This window comes from Amycolatopsis pretoriensis (assembly GCF_900107925.1).
GTDB classification, from domain to species: Bacteria; Actinomycetota; Actinomycetes; order Mycobacteriales; family Pseudonocardiaceae; genus Amycolatopsis; species Amycolatopsis pretoriensis.
The window spans coordinates 358558-374077 of sequence record NZ_FNUJ01000005.1 but is presented as its reverse complement, the minus strand read 5'-3'; the positions used below and the strand labels follow the sequence as shown (position 1 = coordinate 374077).

The window sequence follows — 15520 nt, the reverse complement described above, 5'->3', positions numbered from 1 at the left end:
CACCGAATGCGTCCGGCACTGGCAGGATGGGCCCCGTGCGAGACGTATGCGTGATCGGGCTCGGGCTGATCGGCGGGTCGCTGCTGCGCGCGGCGGCCGCCAGCGGCCGCACGGCGTTCGGCGCCGCGGTCTCCGAAGTGGACGCCGACGCGGCCAGCAGAGCGGGTTACGACGTCACGACCGACGTCGAAGCCGCGCTGCACCGGGCCGCCGCCGACGACGCGATGGTCGTGCTGGCCGTGCCGCTGCCCGCCGTCGAAGACCTGCTGCGCCTGGTCTCCCAGCACGCGTCGCACTGCCTGCTCACCGACGTGACCAGCGTGAAAGCGCCGGTCCTGGACGCCGTCCGCCGCCGCGTGCCGTACACGCGGTACGTCGGCGGGCACCCGATGGCCGGGACGTCGAGCTCGGGCTGGCTGGCCGGGGAGGCCGCGCTGTTCCAGGGCGCGGCCTGGGTCGTCGCCGTCGAGGAGGACACCGACCTCGAAGCCTGGGCCGAGGTCGCGGGGTTCGTGCTGGACGTCGGCGCGCACGTCGTCCCGCTGCCCGCCGAGTCGCACGACGAAGCGGTCGCCCGGATCTCGCACCTGCCGCACCTGTTCGCGGCGATCCTCGCCACCATCGGCGCCGAGGGCGGGCCGCTCGCCATGTCGCTGGCCGCCGGCTCGTACCGCGACGGCACGCGGGTCGCGGGTTCGAACCCGCACCTCGTGCGCGCGATGACCGAAGGCAACCGGGACGCGCTGCTGCCGATCGTCGACGAAGCCCTCGGCCGGCTCGGCGCCGCGCGCGGCTCGCTCGCCTCGACCGGCGGGCTGGCGGCCACGATCAACGCGGGGTACGAAGGCGCGCAGGCACTCGCCGCCAGCCTCGACGTCGACCGCGCCGGCGTCCGGATCAGCCTTTCGGCGCCGGACGCGCGGCAGGGCCTCATCGCGCTCGGCGAGCGCGGCGGCCGGATCACCGGCCTCGCGGACGGGATCGCGACCGGCGAAGTCCAGTGACTACCGGGCGGGCGGGTTGTCCGGCGTGTCGTCGAACTTGTTGAGGAAGTCCTTGGCCTTCTCGATCCCGCTGTCGATCTGCGAGTCGTGGCCGGAGAACTTGGACTTCGCGAAGTCCGCCGCCTTGTCCAGGCCCTGCTCGATCTGGTCGTTGTGCTCGCGCAGGGCCTCTTCGGCCTTGCCCTTCAACGCGTCGAAGTCGATTCCCATGACGGCAATTGAACAGCACGGACCTCACGTACGCCGGTGGTAGGGCAGGAACCGCCGGACCAGCCGCAACGGCGTGCGTTCCACCAGGTCGGGGCCGCGGACGGCGTCGAACGCCGACTCCAGCTGGTCGACCACCCCGGCCAGCTGCGGGCCGTCCGGCAACGGCATCGACCGCGGCTCGCGCTGCTCGCGGATCGCCGACGCCAGTTCGTCCAGAGCCGCGGTGAGCAGCTCGACGTCGCCGGGCTCCGGCGGGGTGACGCCCCGGCCGATCGTCACGCCGACTTCGGTGACGGCGTCCGCGACGCGCTCCTGCGCGGCGATGACCGGCCACCACGCCACCGCCTGGCGGCCGTTCGCCGACGGCTCGACGACGACCTGCTGGAACGCCGTCCGCAGGTCGGCCAGCGCCCGGTAGGCCCCGCGCCGGGCCCGTGACCGCGCCAGCCGGGCGTCGCCGGAGGAAGCCTCGACCAGCGCGCACGAGACGTACTTCGCGACCGCGTCCAGCCCGTCGGCCAGCCGGCCGCCGACCTGCGGGCGGCGGCTGCCCGGCCAGAGCAGGTAGCCGAAGACGAGCACGATCACGCAGCCCAGGACCGTGTCGACCAGCCGCGCGACCACGACGTTCCAGCTGCCGGTGTTCGCCAGGTCCATCTGCAGGATGATCAACGGCGTCACGAACGCGCTGAGGATGCCGTAGTTGCGCACCTTCCCGACCGCGACCCCGCCGGCGAAGACCGTGATCAGCGCGACCAGCAGCCAGCCGTGCCCGCCGACGCCGAGCACGATGGCCCCCACGCCGACGCCGACGACCGTGCCGATCCCGCGCAGCACCGCGCGGCCGAAGACCGAGCCGAAGTCCGGCTTGAGCACGATCCCGACGGTCAGGGTGATCCAGTAGGACCGCTCGAACGGCACGAGCAGCCCGACGACCTCGGCGATCGCGACGCACAACGTCAGCCGCAGCGCGGCGATCCAGGTCAGCGGACCGGAGGCGAGCGAGCCCGCCCACGTCCGCAGCCGCCGGTACCAGGGCGTCGGCTCGCGGCGCTTGCGGTCGTCGCCCTTGCCGATCCGGACCAAGCCGGCGTACAGCGCGGCGAGCAGCGGATCGCCTTCGTCGGCCGGCATCGGCGGCGCTTCCGGCAGCGGCTGGCTGGCCAGCACCGCCGCCGAGAGCGCGACGAAGTGGTCGATGACGTCCTGGGGCGGGCGGCGGCCGGCGTTGACCATCGCCACCGACGCCTCGACCGCGGGCGTCGTCGCGGAAAGCAGGTTGAGCAGGTGCCGGTAGGCGGCGTCGCGGCCGGACAGCCACGAGCGCGCGGTGAGCAGCTGGTCGTAGGCGGTGTTCATGGCCGTGGTCAGCCGGTGGCGGGCGACGCGCGAGACGGCTTCGTCGGTCGCCGAGAGCATCGCGGCCAGCTCGACGTAGACGTGCGCGACGGCGGTGCGTTCGGGGCTGGTCGCCCGGAAGGTCCAGCTCGCGAGCGCCACCGCCAGGCTCCACACGGCACCGAGGCAGAAGAAGCCGAGCAGGACCTCGACGCGCACGCCGGTCGCGTGCTGGCCGGTGCCGAGCACGGCGAACACGAACATCTGCAGCCCGGCGACCGAGGCGTTGCTGCCGGCCGCGCTGATCAGCGCGGACACCGCCGCGACCAGGATCACCGCCGGCACGGACAGCGCGGGTGTGCCGCCGGTGAGCAGGCCGACGACGTACCCGGCGGTCGCCGCGAGCGTCGCGCCGCCCAGGCGTCGGGCGCGGTAGCGGTAGGGGCCGGCCGATTCGGACAGCACGGCGGGCAGCGCGCCGGTCGAGATCAACGCGCCCACGGCGATGTCCCCGGCCGCGTAGGCGACCGCGAGCGGCACGGCCAGCGCGACGACCGCGCGGGCGACCATGTTCCACGGCACCGGGACCGGCTTGCTGCGCAGGAGCTGGGTCAGCCAGTGCGGCGCGGCGATGTCGGGGCGCGGCGTGCTCACGCCCCCATCTTGACCTACGCTGCCGGGAACGCTTAATTATCAATCTGTCAACAACGTGGGAGGTTCCGGTGGGCCGCAAGTTCTCCTTCGAGGTCAACCGCACGAGCACGGCTCCGCCGGAGGCGTTGTTCGCGCGCGAGGCCGAGGGCCCGCGCTGGGCGGAGTGGGGAAAGCCACTCATCGTCCAGGCCCGCTGGAAGCGGCCCGGACCCGGCGTCGGCGCCGTCCGCGAGGTCGGCCTCTGGCCGGTGCTGATCCGCGAGGAGACGGTCGAGTACGAGCCCGGCCGCAAGCACGTCTACACGTTCTTCGGCGCCAACCCGATCAAGGACTACCGCGCCGAAGTGCTCCTCACGCCCACCGCCGACGGCGGCACGCACCTACGCTGGACCGGTTCGTTCACCGAGCCCGTCAAGGGCAGCGGCCCGGCACTGGCCGCCGGCTTGCGCGCGGTGATCCGGCTGTTCTCGGGCAAGCTCGTCAAGGCGGCCGAAACCGGGCGCTGACCTGGGTGCGCCGGGCCACACCAAGATCGCCCGGCGCAACTTCACACCGCTCTCTCACGTCACTCTTTCGGGTGGTCTTTTCGGCCACCGGGGAGGGGACGCGAGATGAAACGACTGGCGGCGATCGTCGTCGCGGCGGCACTGGCGCTGACGGCGTGCTCGGCGAAGGAGCCCGACCAGCGGGAGTTCGGCACCAGCCAGCCGAACCCGGCACCCGGGGGCGGGCCCGGGTCGACGACTTCCGCGCCGTACCCGTTCGGGACCGTCCAGCAGCAGGCACCGGCCGTCGAGAACGGCCAGGTCCCGGTGGTCCGCCGGATCACCACCGACAAGCCGTACGTCTTCCTCACCATGGACGACGGCGCGGTCAAGGACCCGGGCGCACTGAAGCTGATGCAGCAGAACGGCACCCACCCGGTGCTGTTCCTGAACCAGAAGTACGTGAAGGGCCACGAGGCCTACTTCAAGCAGATCCTCGACGCGACCGGCGCGACGCTTGGCGACCACACGGTCGACCACCCGAACCTCAAGGGCAAGCCGTTCGAGTTCCAGCGCAAGGAGATCTGCGACGACGCCGACGACTTCCAGAAGGGCCTCGGCGTGCGGCCGTCGCTCTTCCGGCCGCCGTTCGGCAACTACGACCAGAACACCCTGCGCGCGGCGGCCGCGTGCGGCATGCGCGTCGCGGTGCTGTGGACGGCCGCGGTCAACGACGGGCACGTCCAGTTCCAGGCCGGCGACAAGCTCAAGCCCGGCGACATCGTGCTGATGCACTTCCGCAAGACCTTCGAAGAGGACTACACGGCGTTCGTCGAGCAGGCGAAGAAGGACGGGCTGACCCCCGTCCCCCTGGCCGACTTCCTCGGTTAGAGCACCACCGTCGGCGTCACGACCGTCCGGCGGCACGTCACGTCACCGAGGTGCACGAGGATCTGCGTGGTCCCGCGCGGCACGTTGTCCAGCACGAACCGGCCGCCTTCGTCGGCGGTCGTGGACGACGTGCCGTGCTCGGCGACGCGCACCTCGACCCCGTACTGGCCGGCGGGCACCAGCCAGCCGTCGATGCGGTGCAGCTTGCCCATCTTGGTCAGGTTGATCATCACGGTCAGGTCGCTGACGGTGAAGGTGATCGTCCCGGTGCCGCCGCCGCGCACGCCGGCCAGGTTGTCCAGCCGCTCCCACCGCGCGACCTCGACGTCGAGGTCTTCGAGGGCGAGCGCGAACTGGACCCGCTGCACCAGATCACCCGGTGGCGGGTCGAAGTCGTCCAGGAAGCGGCCGATGCCGGCCAGGATCAGGTCATCGGAATAGGCCTCGCCCGGCGCTCCGAGGTCGTTCATCGGCTTCCCCCTTCACTGGCGAGGAGATCGCGCATCTGGTCGAGGCAGCGCCCCCTGGTCGGTCCGACGCTGCCGCGTGGCATGCGCAGCGCCTCGGCGACGAGCTGGTACTCCGCACGACCCGCGAGGACGGTCAGCCGGAGCAGTTCCTGACAGCGTTGGGGCAGCCGGACGAAGGCGCGCCAGACCCGGCGGTCGCGGTCGGCGCGGACGGCTTCGTCTTCAGGTGCCGGTTGGGTGCTCGGCATGGCCTCGGCGACTTCGTCGCTCAAGGGCACCGGCTGGATGCGGCGGCCGAAGGGGTGAGTGGCTTCGCGCCGGGTGGTCGTGATGAGCCAGGCGGCGAGGGCCTTGGGGTCGCGCAGCTTGCCGAGCTGGCTGAACAGGGCCAGCCACACGGTCTGCACGACGTCCTCGGCGACCGAGCGGTCGAGGCCGTTGGCGCGGGCGACGTGCCAGACGAGCGGGGTCAGCTCGGCGACCAGGCGATCCATCGCCCGGCGGTCGCCGTCACGGGCCGCCCGCATGCACGCGGCGTGCAGCTCGGCGCCGGTCAAGCCCTCCCACGGTGGGTCTACCTCGGTGGTCTGCACGTCGGTCACGGTATCTGCCCCTCTTCGGAAAAGTCTTCGAGTCGGCAACGGCAGTATCGCGGGTCCTTCGGGGGGAAGGAGCGTGCAGGTGGATCTCGGATACATCAAGGTCACTTACTTCGTCGGTCGCGCTTGTCGGTCAATCGGCCAGTGCGGGAGGTACCGGCCGACCCGAGCGGGTGAACTCGCGCCGACCGGTACTCCCCTCCCTCAAGGACCCGCTCCCCAACGGGCCCCGCCGGATGTCCCCTCCCCCGAAAGGCCATCCGGCCGACGGTGTCCGGAAGCCCCCTCGGCTCCCGGCCACCGCGCATTTCCGAACTCGGCACCCCCTGCCTCGTTCCCATCTCCGTGCTTGGCTGCCCCACAGGACGCAGTGGCGGCACCGCCAGATACCGGAATCTCCAACTTTTTTCGAAGATCGACGCAGCGCCGCTAACTGATCACGGGGAGTGCCAGATTGCTGCGACACGCGGGCCTACGGCCCGGCCGGGGGCTCCGCCACCCGGACCCCCGAAAGATGTCGGGCCCAGCGCGCGTATCCGGCGGGTCCCGGGTGGAAGTTGTCGGACGCGAAGGCGGCCGGGTCGAGCAGGGCGGGGTCCATCGGCACGTGCCGGACGCCGGGGAGCTTCGCGAGCGTGGCGGCCGCCTTGTCGAGGGCGGTCGAGCGGGCGGCGAGGACGTCCCGCAGCGGCCGCGGCAGCGCCGGGAAGCGGGACATCGGCGGCACGCCGGCCAGCAGGACGTCGACCGGACCGAGCCGGCGCCTGATTTCGACGACCAGTTCCAGCAGGTCACGGCGGTACGCGGGCGCCGTCCGCAGCTCGATGGTGTCGTTGACGCCGAGCGCGACCACGACCAGGTCGGCCGGGCGCAGCAGCGGGACCAGCTCGGCGCGGACGACCCGGGCGTTGGCGCCGGTCCGCCCGGCCGCCTGCCAGCGCACGGCCCGGCCGCCGCGCGCCAGCTCGCGGGCGAGGCAGCCGGTGAGCGCTTCCTCGTGGGTCGCCGCGCCGACGCCGTCCACAGTGGACTCGCCGAGGACGGCGAGGCGGAACGGTTCGCCGTCGCCCGGCACGAGCCCCTCGGTCGGCCCCGCGGCGCCCGGGAGCCGCGGGGTCTTGCGCTTGACGTACAGGGCTTGCGCCAGGATCACCATGCTTTCGAAGTTAGCCGTGGGCGATCGAAACCTTCGCCCTGATCAGCGTGGGGTCCGCCACGGCGTCGAGCAGGTACGCGGCGACATCGGCGCGCCGGATGGTGAACGTGCGGACGTTCCCGTCGAGCCGGCTCGCGACCTTGCCCGTGCGCGGCCCGTTCAGCAGCATCGGCGGGCGGACCACCGTCCAGTCCACGCCGGACGCCGTCACGACGTCCTCCATCGCGAGCATGTCGGCCCAGCCGTGCTTGAGGAACGTGTTGAGCAGCGGTTTCACGAGCGTGCGGGTGAAGAAGCCGTCGCCCTCGGTGTGCATGCCGCTGGCGCTGACCACCAGCAGGCGCTTGGCGCCGGCGTCGAGCGCCGCGCGGGCGCCGTCCGCGCAGACCGTCGTCGGCCCGCGGTCGCGGGAGCCGACCGCCGAGATGACCGCGTCGCGGCCCTCGATCGCGGCCGCCAGCTTGTCGTGGTCGCGCAGGCCGGCGATGACGACGTGGGCCGGCAACCGGAGTTTCGCGGGGTCGCGGACGACGGCCGTGACGTCCCACCCGCGTTCGAGGGCCTGCTTGACGACCTCGCCGCCGACGCCGCCGGTCGCCCCCAGCACGGTGATCCTCATGGTGTCTCCTTCGTGGTTAGTGAACACTCACCAGGTAGGGTGAGTGTTCACTAACCACGCTGAGAACGCACTCAGGAGCCGCCATGGGAAGCCGTGAGGAGATCGTCGCCGCGGCCGCGAAGGTGATGCGCGAGCAGGGCTACGCCCACGCGACCACCAAGGTCATCGCGCGGACCGCGGGCTACTCGGAGGCGATGCTCTACAAGCACTTCCGCGACAAGACCGACCTGTTCCTCAGCGTGCTCTCCGACGAGCTGCCCGCACTGGGCGCCACCCTGGCCGAGCTGACCGCCGACCCCGGACGGGCGCCGCTGCGGGACAACCTCGTCCGCGTCGCCCGGCTCGGCCTGGCGTTCTACGCCGACAGCTTCCCGATCGCCATCTCGATGTTCTCGTCCCGGGAGCTGCTGCGTTCGCACCGTGACCGTGTCGGCGGCGCCGGGCCGCGCATCCCGCTGAAGGGCGTCGAGGACTACCTGCGCGCCGAGGTGGCACTGGGCCGGCTCAAGGCGGACACGGACGTCGAGGCGGTCGCCGCACTGCTCCTCGGGGCGTGCTTCCAGCAGGCGTTCCTGACGACGTTCGAAGAGCGCGAGCCGGCCGACATCGCCGAGCGGCTGGCGGACACCCTGCTCGCCGCGCTCTAGGCGTTCTTCTCTTCGCGGAGCTGGTGCCAGCGCTCGTACATGTTGTTCAGCTCGACCAGCATGAACGACAGGAAGTCCCGCATCTCGGCGAGCCGCTGTCCCGCCGGCGAGTCCTCGCCGAGCGCGTCGATGCCGTTCTCGGCCGCGTCGCGCCACATGATGATCATGCGGTCGCGCTTGAGGAACGTGGCGTACCAGAGGTCGTCGTAGAGGCGGTAGTGGTCGCGGCGCTCGCCGGGTTCGCGCTCCTTCGCCACCAGGCCGATCTGCTCGAGGAAGCGAACGGCCCCCGAGATCGCGGCCGGGCTGACCGACAGCTGCGAAGCCAGGTCGGCGGCGGTCAGGCGGCCTTCGTCGGTGGTCATCAGCGCCGCGAACACCCGCGCGGCCATGCGCTGCATCCCGATCTGCGAAAGCACGAGCGCGAGGCTCTCGACGTACCGGCGGACGGCGTCTTCATCTCTTTTCGTGTCAGGCGTCGTCATCGGCCCATCCTTCCGCACTGCCCCAGCAAGATCACTCCATCTAGACATTTTCTTAACTTCACAACTTTGTGAAACCAGTGTAGCTTCCGAAGCATGGAAAACGCCATCGCGATCTCCGGCCTCCACAAGTCGTTCGGCCGGACTAAGGCCTTGGACGGCCTTGATCTGCAGGTACCTACTGGGGAAGTACACGGGTTCCTCGGCCCGAACGGCGCCGGGAAGTCGACCACCGTCCGGGTCCTGCTCGGGCTGCTCCACGCCGACTCCGGGGACGTCCGCCTGCTCGGCGGCGACCCCTGGAAGGACGCCGCGAGCCTGCACCGCCGCCTGGCGTACGTGCCCGGCGACGTCAACCTCTGGCCCAACCTCTCCGGCGGCGAGGTGATCGACCTGCTCGGCCGCCTGCGCGGCGGGCTCGACGAGAAGCGCCGCGCCGACCTGATCGAGCGGTTCGACCTCGACCCGAAGAAGAAGGGGCGGACGTACTCGAAGGGCAACCGGCAGAAGGTCGCCATCGTCGCGGCCCTCGCGTCGCGGGTCGACCTGCTGATCCTCGACGAGCCGACGTCCGGCCTCGACCCGCTGATGGAGGCGACGTTCCAGTACGCCATCCAGGAGGAACGCGAGCAGGGCCGGACCGTGCTGCTCTCCAGCCACATCCTCGCCGAGGTCGAGGCCCTGTGCGACAAGGTCAGCATCATCCGCAACGGCAAGACGGTCGAGTCCGGCACCCTTGCCGAACTGCGGCACCTGACCCGGACGTCGATCACCGCCGAGCTGGCCGGCCCGCCGAACGGGCTGACGAAGCTGGCCAACATCCACGACCTGAAGGTCGAGGGCAACCGCGTCCGCTTCGACGTCGAGACGCGCTCGCTGGACGAAGCCCTGCGCCGGCTCACCGAAGTCGGCGTCCGGAGCCTGGTCAGCCAGCCGCCGACGCTGGAAGAGCTGTTCCTGCGGCACTACACGACCGAGGCGAGCGCGAAATGACCGCGACGCTCTCCCGTGCCGACGCCGAGGTCGCACCCGCCCACGAACTCGCGGGCACCTGGCACCTCACCCGGCTCGCGCTGCGCCGCGACCGCGTCGTGCTGCCGATCTGGATCGTGCTGCTGAGCATCGTCCCGGCGAGCACGGTCAACACGTTCACGCAGTTCTACCCGACGGTCGCCGACCGGCTGGCGCTGCAGGCCGGCGCGAACACCAACCCGTCGTACGCGCTGCTCTACGGGCCGCCGTTCGACCTGACCACCGCCGGCGGGTTCATCGCCTGGCGCATGTGCGGGTTCCTCGCGCTGCTCACCGGGTTGATGGTGGTCTTCACGGTCACCCGGCACACCCGCGCCGAGGAGGACACGGGCCGCGCGGAGCTGCTCGGGTCCGCGGTCGTCGGCCGGTACGCGGCGCTGACGTCGGCGCTGCTGGTGGCGGGCGGCGCGAGCGTGCTGATCGGGCTCGTCCAGGCGGTCAGCCTGATCGGTGCCGGCCTGCCCGCCGCCGGATCGGTCGCGTTCGGCGCGTCGGAAGCCTTGGCGGGACTGGGGTTCACGGCCGTCGCGGCGGTCGCCGTCCAGCTCGCGGAGTACTCCCGCACGGCCAACGGGATCGGTACCGCCGTCGTGGGCGCGGCATTCCTGGTCCGCGGCGCGGGTGATTCCACTGTGGACGCTCGCTGGCTGTCGTGGCTGTCGCCGATCGGCTGGGTGCAGCAGGTCCGCGCGTTCGCCGGCGAACGCTGGTGGGTGCTCCTGCTGCCGGTCGTGTTCGCGCTGGTGGTCGGCGCGGCCGGGTACTGGCTGCTCCCCCGCCGCGACGTCGGCGTCGGCATCCTGCCGCCGCGGCCGGGACCGGCCCGGGCGGCGGCGAGCCTGCGGTCGCCGCTGGCGCTGGCCTGGCGGCTGCACCGCGGCCCGCTACTGGGCTGGACCATCGGGACCGCGGTCGTCGGCGCGGTGTTCGGCTCGATCGCCAGCGGCATCGGCGACCTCGTCGGGTCGAGCCCGCAGGCGCAGCAGATCTTCGAACGGCTCGGCGGCAGCCACGCGCTGACGCAGGCGTTCCTGGCCGCGATGGCCGGGATGTTCGCCATGGTCGCGTCGCTGTACGGGGTCCAGGCGGTGCTGCGGATGCGCGGCGAGGAGACGGCGATCCGGCTCGAGCCGGTGCTGGCCACGAGCGTCGGCAAGCTGCGCTGGGCGGCCGGGCACCTGGTGTTCGCGTTCCTCGGGACGGCGCTGCTGCTGCTCGCCGGCGGGCTGTTCATGGGGCTGGCCAACGGGTTGCGCACCGGCGACGTCGGCGGCTCGGTCGGCGACGCGCTCGCCGGGATGCTCGTCCAGCTGCCGGCGGCCTGGGTGGTCGTCGCGCTGGCGGTGACGATCTTCGGGCTGGTGCCGCGGTTCTCGGCCGCCGCGTGGGCGGTCGGCGCGCTGGCGCTGCTGCTGAGCCTGTTCGGCCCGGTCGTCAACCTGCCGCAGGCGGTGCTCGACGTCTCGCCGTTCCAACACCCGCCGAAGATCCCCGGCCAGGAGCTCGTCGCGACGCCGCTGGTCTGGCTGACGGTGGTCGCGGTGGTCGCACTGGTGGCCGGCCTGGTCGGCTGGCGCCGCCGCGACGTCGGCTAACGCGGTTTCAGCTCGTGGTCTTGACCGGCCACGAGCTGGGCCTGCGGGCCGCCCGCCGCGCAGGAGGGTCCGCCGGGGTGCAGGAAGCCGGGTGTGACGGTGACGGTGTGCGGACGGCCGTCGTCGAACCGGACGGTGACCTGCACCGGCTCGGCGGCCAGGCCGGGGATGTCGGCGAAGCCCTGGAGTCCGCCGGTCGGGACCATCGAGGCCCCGCAGGCGGCGTCCGGACCGGTCCCGGTGCAGGACGTGGCGCCGGCGGCGGTCTCCGGCTGGAGGTCGACGGGGCGCGTGACGCACTGGTCGCCCCAGCAGGCGTCGAGCGTCGCGCGGGTGACGCCGGCGGGGTCCGGCACGGTGAGCCCGATGCCGACCCGGGTACCGATGTCCGGGCAGGCCACCCCGCCGCCGCTGCCGGCCTGGCCGCAGCCGGCGACGAGCAGCACCGCGATCCACGGAATCCTTCGCATGCGGTCAGGACGGAGTTCCGGGCGCGCGGGTTGCACGGGTCAGTCACGCCACCCGCTGGTCAGTGGAAGAGCGGGCGAGGTTTCCGGTGCGGAAGTGGCTGTGGTCGAGGGGGTGACGGTCACTTCGACGACGCTGGTGGTGGTGCTCGGCGGCGACGTCTCCACCGAGGTGACGGTGGACGGCGGCACGGACGCGGTGACGGTGACCGGCACGGCGGAGACGGTGCTGGGCGGCGGAGCGGGGGTGAGATCGGCGGGCTTCGGAGCGGCCCGCCCGGCGATGAGCAGGGCGGCGACGAGCAGGCCGGCGGAGAAACCCGCCAGCCCGGTGACCGCGGCGGAGCCCCAGGTAGGTCGGCCGTTCATCCGGGCACCCCCTCGCCACGCGCAGCGCAGGTACGAGGACTAACTCGCGTCGATCTTAGCTCTTGTTACACAACGTGCACCTTGAGTCTGTTTGACTCAACTTTGTTGCTAGGTTGGACTCATGGGGGCACTGGCGAACCGCGACTTCCGCCGGCTTTGGCTCGCCGATCTGGTGAGCCAGCTCGGGAGCCGCGTCGACGTGCTGGCGGTGCCACTGCTCGCGGTCACCGCGCTCGGCGCGTCGGTCTTCGAAGTTTCGCTCCTGCGGACGGCGGAGAGCCTGCCGTACCTGCTGCTCGGCCTGCAGGTCGGCGCGTGGTGCGACCGGATGCGCCACCGCCCGGCGCTGATCGCCGCCGACGTGGGACGCGCGGTGCTGATCGCGTCGATCCCGGTCGCCGCGCTGTTCGGCGTGCTCGGGCTCGCCCACCTGCTGGTCGTCGTGTTCGGGGTCGGACTGCTGGGCGTGTTCTTCGACATCGCGCACCAGACCTACGTCCCGCGGCTGGTCACCCGGGAACAGCTGCCGGACGCGAACTCCCGGCTTCAGACGAACCTGTCGATGGCCGCGGTCGCGGGTCCCGGGCTGGCCGGGGTGGTCGTGCAGGCCCTCGGCAACGCCGCGGCCTTGGGCGTCGACGCCGTCAGCTACCTCGGGTCGGCGCTGTGGCTGCACCGGATCGAGGCGCACGACGTGCGGCCCGAACCCCGGCCGCGGCGGCTGTTGCGCGAGATCGGCGACGGCCTCCGCGTCGTCCGCGGCGACCGGATCCTGCTGGCGATCAGCGTGCACGGCGCCGTGTCGAGCTTCTTCCAGTCAGTGCACCTGGCCATCGTCATCGTGTTCCTGGCTCGCGACGTCGGCCTTTCGCCGTGGGCGATCGGGCTGCTCGGCACCGCGACGCTGACCGGCGCCCTCACCGCGGGGCTCGTCGCCCGGCGGATCGGCGAGCGGATCGGCGGCGCGCGGGCGCTCTGCGGTGCGGCGGTGCTGTACGGCCTGGCGTACCAGCTCTACCCGTTCACCGGACCGGGCTGGGCGCTCACCTGCTACGTCGTCGCCGGGTTCTTCGCGAGCTTCGGCGTCATCGTGCTGAACGTCTTCGGGATGAGCTTTCAGCAGGCCGTCGCGCCGCCGGAGCTGCTCGGCCGGGTCAACTCGATCACCCACACACTGGTCTTCGGCGCCGTTCCGCTCGGCAGCCTCCTCGGCGGCGCCTTGGCCGGCGCGTTCGGGATGCGGGTGACGCTGCACATCGCGGCGGCCGGCGTGCTGGCGTCGGCCGCGATCCTGCTCCGGTCGCCGTTGCGGAAGCTACGCGACCTGACCGCCGCCGGCTCGTAGCCCGTCGACCACTATCCGGACGAGGTGCCGGCTGCCCGGCGAGTACCGCTCCACGGCGAGGCACCCGACGATGAGCGCCCGCAGGTCGTCGCCGTCGATGTCGGGGCGGACCGTGCCGGCTTCCTGGGCCCTCTTCAGCAGTTCGGCGAGCGCGGAGCGGAAGTCGTCGCCCGCACCCGCCTTGAAAGCGTGGCCGCCGGACTGGGCGAGGGCGTCGCAGATGGCCCGGTTGAGCGACGCCTGCTTGATCACGCGGACGAAGTAGTCGAGGAAGACCTCACCCGGCTCGTCGGCGGTGGCTAGCCCGCGCGCCTCTTCGGCGAACTGCTCGATCCGCTCGAGGACGACGGCCTGGAAGAGCGCCTCCTTGCTGGGGAAGTGCCGGTAGACGGTGCCGGCGCCCACGCCGGCCAGCCGCGCGATGTCGTCGAGCGGCACGGCGAGCCCGTCAGCGGCGAACGCCTCTTCGGCGGCAGCCAGGACCTTGGCCCGGTTGCGCCGCGCGTCCGCGCGCATCTTCTCCATGTTCGTCTCCTCGTTGACAACCGGAACGCAGGCTCCGTATCGTCGTAAGCGGGTGCACCGTTCCGATTCAACGCCCAGTCTTCCAGGAGAATTCCGATGCCACGCACCGTGCCCGAAATCGCCGCCCGCGTCCGGGAGGGGATGGCCAAGCTGGACACCGCGCCGTTCGCGGATCTCTTCGCCGCCGATGCCGTTTACGAGCTGCCCTTCCTCGGGCAGCGCACCGAAGGCCGGGAGGCGATCGTCGCGATGCTGAACGCGGGCGGCGAGCGCGCTCGCGGAATCGGCGTGACGAACGCCCAGGTCGACGTCACGACCACCGAGACCGGGTTCGTCCTGGAACTCGCGGTGGCCGGGCACCCGTCGTCGGTCGGGGTGGTCACGGTGGCCGGCGGCGAGATCACGGCGTACCGCGACTACCCGAACCTGGCCCTCGCCTCGCTGCGCACCCGCGAGGTGTTCGACCGGTTCCTCGCCGCCTCGGTCGAGAACCGCTGGGACGACCTCGCCGACCTCTACGCCGAGGACGTCACCGTCGAAATGCCGTTCACGCCGGCCGGCGTGCCCCGGCTGACCCACGGCCGCGAAGAACTCCGCCGCCGGTTCCACGCGGCCGCCGGGGTCCGGCGGGTCACGGGCGCCGCCAACGTCGTCGTCCACGGGACGAACGACCCGTCGGTGCTGGTCGCGGAGTTCGACCTCCACCAGGAACTCGGCGGCGAGACCTTCGTGGCCTCCTACGTCATGGTCATGACCATCGAGAACGGCCTGATCACCCACACCCGCGACTACGCGGACACCGCCGCCTCGGCGGAGCGGATCAAGCGGTTCAGGGAGTCGTCGCCTGCTGACTCGCCGGCGGGATGAACAGCCGCTCGACCGTGCTCACCGACCAGTCCCACACCCCGGGCACCAGCAGCACCCCCAGCACCACGAACACCGGGAAGACCAGCCGCTTCTCGACCTTCTTGCCCGTCTTGAACCGGAGCGCCTTCGGCGGCCCGATCTCGTACCAGGTCTCGCCGGCGATCGGGATCGGGAAGAGGAACGGGCAGCCGGACTCGGTCAGCGCGTCGCCGAGGCAGTGGGTCAGGCAGCCCGCGGCCACCGCGATGCCCAGCCAGCCGGTGATGGACTCGAGTTCGCCGGCCCGGTCGGGCGGCGCCGTGAAGAACCACCAGGCCACCGCGGCGCCGCTCACCGGCAGCAGCCAGTCGCCCAGCGCGCCTTCCGCCAGCATCAGGCCGAAGACCACCACGCCGACGACGGCCCACGGCCCGCCGGTTTCGGTCCCCCAGGACGTCAGCAGGCCCAGGCCGGCCGCGAACAGGACCGTGTGGGAGAGGTGGCGGTGCTGGCCGGTCACCTTCTCGTCGCGAGGGCCTTTCGTCAGCGCGTAGAACGCCGCCGACACGCGGCGCAGCAGCCACGACAACGAGCCCGTCAGCCAGCCGAGCAGGCGGGACGCGCTCGCGCCGGGGTGGTCGAGGTCGGGCAGCAGGGCGAACCCCGCCGTGGTGGCCGCGAAGACCACCGCCTGGTGCACCGAACCGGCCCCGACCGCGGGCGCCAGGGCCAAGCCCGCGCACCAGCCGGTCAGGGCGTGCGTCCGCCCCATCATCGTGCCGTCCC

Annotated in this window: 19 protein-coding genes; 8 read left to right on the top strand and 11 right to left on the bottom strand. The window is 72.0% G+C overall.

The window, feature by feature from the left end:
• Positions 1-50: 50 nt before the first annotated feature.
• A complete protein-coding gene (locus BLV96_RS23510) occupies positions 51-1004 on the top strand; it encodes a prephenate dehydrogenase (protein WP_086673588.1) in 954 nt (317 codons plus the stop codon).
• On the opposite strand, the gene BLV96_RS23505 is transcribed toward BLV96_RS23510, so the two are convergent.
• Positions 1005-1214, bottom strand: a complete 210-nt coding sequence (locus BLV96_RS23505) for an antitoxin (protein ID WP_086673586.1) — start codon at positions 1212-1214, stop codon at positions 1005-1007.
• Between the two features lie 24 nt (positions 1215-1238).
• A complete protein-coding gene (locus BLV96_RS23500; protein ID WP_086673584.1) occupies positions 1239-3206 on the bottom strand; it encodes an FUSC family protein in 1968 nt (655 codons plus the stop codon).
• A gap of 68 nt (positions 3207-3274) precedes the next feature.
• On the opposite strand from BLV96_RS23500, the gene BLV96_RS23495 reads away from it, so the two are divergent.
• On the top strand, positions 3275-3712 hold the full coding sequence (locus tag BLV96_RS23495) for an SRPBCC family protein (protein ID WP_086673582.1): 438 nt from the start codon (positions 3275-3277) through the stop codon (positions 3710-3712).
• Between the two features lie 105 nt (positions 3713-3817).
• Positions 3818-4582 carry a polysaccharide deacetylase family protein gene (locus BLV96_RS23490; protein WP_244180417.1) on the top strand — a complete coding sequence of 255 codons (765 nt, stop codon included), beginning with the start codon at positions 3818-3820 and terminating at the stop codon, positions 4580-4582.
• Here the strand turns inward: BLV96_RS23490 and BLV96_RS23485 are convergent.
• From BLV96_RS23485 to BLV96_RS23470, 4 genes are all read right to left on the bottom strand, one after another.
• Complete coding sequence (locus BLV96_RS23485; RefSeq protein WP_086673580.1) at positions 4579-5052, bottom strand: hypothetical protein; 474 nt, start codon at positions 5050-5052, stop codon at positions 4579-4581. The two genes, BLV96_RS23490 and BLV96_RS23485, sit on opposite strands and share 4 nt — an antisense overlap.
• Positions 5049-5654 carry an RNA polymerase sigma factor gene (locus BLV96_RS23480; protein ID WP_086673579.1) on the bottom strand — a complete coding sequence of 202 codons (606 nt, stop codon included), beginning with the start codon at positions 5652-5654 and terminating at the stop codon, positions 5049-5051. Before BLV96_RS23480 ends, BLV96_RS23485 begins: the two co-directional genes overlap by 4 nt.
• Before the next feature lie 469 nt (positions 5655-6123).
• A complete protein-coding gene (locus tag BLV96_RS23475) occupies positions 6124-6807 on the bottom strand; it encodes an SGNH/GDSL hydrolase family protein (RefSeq protein ID WP_086673577.1) in 684 nt (227 codons plus the stop codon).
• Between the two features lie 10 nt (positions 6808-6817).
• Positions 6818-7426: an NAD(P)-dependent oxidoreductase gene (locus BLV96_RS23470; protein WP_086673575.1), complete on the bottom strand. Its 609-nt coding sequence runs from the start codon at positions 7424-7426 to the stop codon at positions 6818-6820.
• 83 nt (positions 7427-7509) lie between these two features.
• On the opposite strand from BLV96_RS23470, the gene BLV96_RS23465 reads away from it, so the two are divergent.
• Positions 7510-8073: a TetR/AcrR family transcriptional regulator gene (locus BLV96_RS23465; RefSeq protein WP_086673573.1), complete on the top strand. Its 564-nt coding sequence runs from the start codon at positions 7510-7512 to the stop codon at positions 8071-8073.
• On the opposite strand, the gene BLV96_RS23460 is transcribed toward BLV96_RS23465, so the two are convergent.
• The gene (locus BLV96_RS23460; protein ID WP_086673571.1) at positions 8070-8558 is read right to left on the bottom strand and encodes a GbsR/MarR family transcriptional regulator; all 489 of its coding nucleotides are present in this window, start codon (positions 8556-8558) and stop codon (positions 8070-8072) included. The genes BLV96_RS23465 and BLV96_RS23460 overlap by 4 nt on opposite strands.
• A 93-nt stretch (positions 8559-8651) precedes the next feature.
• On the opposite strand from BLV96_RS23460, the gene BLV96_RS23455 reads away from it, so the two are divergent.
• Positions 8652-9548, top strand: a complete 897-nt coding sequence (locus tag BLV96_RS23455) for an ABC transporter ATP-binding protein (protein ID WP_086673570.1) — start codon at positions 8652-8654, stop codon at positions 9546-9548.
• Positions 9545-11182 (top strand): ABC transporter permease, encoded by a 1638-nt coding sequence (locus BLV96_RS23450; protein WP_086673568.1) that lies wholly within the window; start codon positions 9545-9547, stop codon positions 11180-11182. Before BLV96_RS23455 ends, BLV96_RS23450 begins: the two co-directional genes overlap by 4 nt.
• Here BLV96_RS23450 and BLV96_RS23445 read toward each other — a convergent pair.
• Entirely contained in the window at positions 11179-11652 is a 474-nt protein-coding gene (locus BLV96_RS23445) for a hypothetical protein (RefSeq protein WP_086673566.1), read from the bottom strand. The two genes, BLV96_RS23450 and BLV96_RS23445, sit on opposite strands and share 4 nt — an antisense overlap.
• Positions 11653-11691: 39 nt before the next feature.
• Entirely contained in the window at positions 11692-12018 is a 327-nt protein-coding gene (locus tag BLV96_RS50330; protein ID WP_208608303.1) for a hypothetical protein, read from the bottom strand.
• Between the two features lie 121 nt (positions 12019-12139).
• Here BLV96_RS50330 and BLV96_RS23435 point away from each other — a divergent pair, with 121 nt between their 5' ends.
• The gene (locus tag BLV96_RS23435; RefSeq protein WP_086673562.1) at positions 12140-13363 is read left to right on the top strand and encodes an MFS transporter; all 1224 of its coding nucleotides are present in this window, start codon (positions 12140-12142) and stop codon (positions 13361-13363) included.
• Here the strand turns inward: BLV96_RS23435 and BLV96_RS23430 are convergent.
• The gene (locus BLV96_RS23430) at positions 13334-13888 is read right to left on the bottom strand and encodes a TetR/AcrR family transcriptional regulator (RefSeq protein WP_086673560.1); all 555 of its coding nucleotides are present in this window, start codon (positions 13886-13888) and stop codon (positions 13334-13336) included. The genes BLV96_RS23435 and BLV96_RS23430 overlap by 30 nt on opposite strands.
• 96 nt (positions 13889-13984) lie before the next feature.
• On the opposite strand from BLV96_RS23430, the gene BLV96_RS23425 reads away from it, so the two are divergent.
• Positions 13985-14755, top strand: a complete 771-nt coding sequence (locus BLV96_RS23425) for a nuclear transport factor 2 family protein (protein WP_086673557.1) — start codon at positions 13985-13987, stop codon at positions 14753-14755.
• Here BLV96_RS23425 and BLV96_RS23420 read toward each other — a convergent pair.
• Positions 14718-15506 carry a metal-dependent hydrolase gene (locus BLV96_RS23420; RefSeq protein ID WP_086673639.1) on the bottom strand — a complete coding sequence of 263 codons (789 nt, stop codon included), beginning with the start codon at positions 15504-15506 and terminating at the stop codon, positions 14718-14720. The two genes, BLV96_RS23425 and BLV96_RS23420, sit on opposite strands and share 38 nt — an antisense overlap.
• Positions 15507-15520: the final 14 nt, after the last annotated feature.

Bases quoted from the DNA above. Each gene is read 5' to 3' on its own strand.
- BLV96_RS50330 (WP_208608303.1), bottom strand. From the start codon at position 12,018: ATGAACGGCCGACCTACCTGGGGCTCCGCCGCGGTCACCGGGCTGGCG.
- BLV96_RS23450 (WP_086673568.1), top strand. From the start codon at position 9,545: ATGACCGCGACGCTCTCCCGTGCCGACGCCGAGGTCGCACCCGCCCAC.
- BLV96_RS23420 (WP_086673639.1), bottom strand. From the start codon at position 15,506: ATGGGGCGGACGCACGCCCTGACCGGCTGGTGCGCGGGCTTGGCCCTG.
- BLV96_RS23425 (WP_086673557.1), top strand. From the start codon at position 13,985: ATGCCACGCACCGTGCCCGAAATCGCCGCCCGCGTCCGGGAGGGGATG.
- BLV96_RS23470 (WP_086673575.1), bottom strand. From the start codon at position 7,426: ATGAGGATCACCGTGCTGGGGGCGACCGGCGGCGTCGGCGGCGAGGTC.
- BLV96_RS23435 (WP_086673562.1), top strand. From the start codon at position 12,140: ATGGGGGCACTGGCGAACCGCGACTTCCGCCGGCTTTGGCTCGCCGAT.
- BLV96_RS23475 (WP_086673577.1), bottom strand. From the start codon at position 6,807: ATGGTGATCCTGGCGCAAGCCCTGTACGTCAAGCGCAAGACCCCGCGG.
- BLV96_RS23445 (WP_086673566.1), bottom strand. From the start codon at position 11,652: ATGCGAAGGATTCCGTGGATCGCGGTGCTGCTCGTCGCCGGCTGCGGC.
- BLV96_RS23460 (WP_086673571.1), bottom strand. From the start codon at position 8,558: ATGACGACGCCTGACACGAAAAGAGATGAAGACGCCGTCCGCCGGTAC.
- BLV96_RS23490 (WP_244180417.1), top strand. From the start codon at position 3,818: ATGAAACGACTGGCGGCGATCGTCGTCGCGGCGGCACTGGCGCTGACG.
- BLV96_RS23505 (WP_086673586.1), bottom strand. From the start codon at position 1,214: ATGGGAATCGACTTCGACGCGTTGAAGGGCAAGGCCGAAGAGGCCCTG.
- BLV96_RS23455 (WP_086673570.1), top strand. From the start codon at position 8,652: ATGGAAAACGCCATCGCGATCTCCGGCCTCCACAAGTCGTTCGGCCGG.
- BLV96_RS23430 (WP_086673560.1), bottom strand. From the start codon at position 13,888: ATGGAGAAGATGCGCGCGGACGCGCGGCGCAACCGGGCCAAGGTCCTG.
- BLV96_RS23465 (WP_086673573.1), top strand. From the start codon at position 7,510: ATGGGAAGCCGTGAGGAGATCGTCGCCGCGGCCGCGAAGGTGATGCGC.
- BLV96_RS23485 (WP_086673580.1), bottom strand. From the start codon at position 5,052: ATGAACGACCTCGGAGCGCCGGGCGAGGCCTATTCCGATGACCTGATC.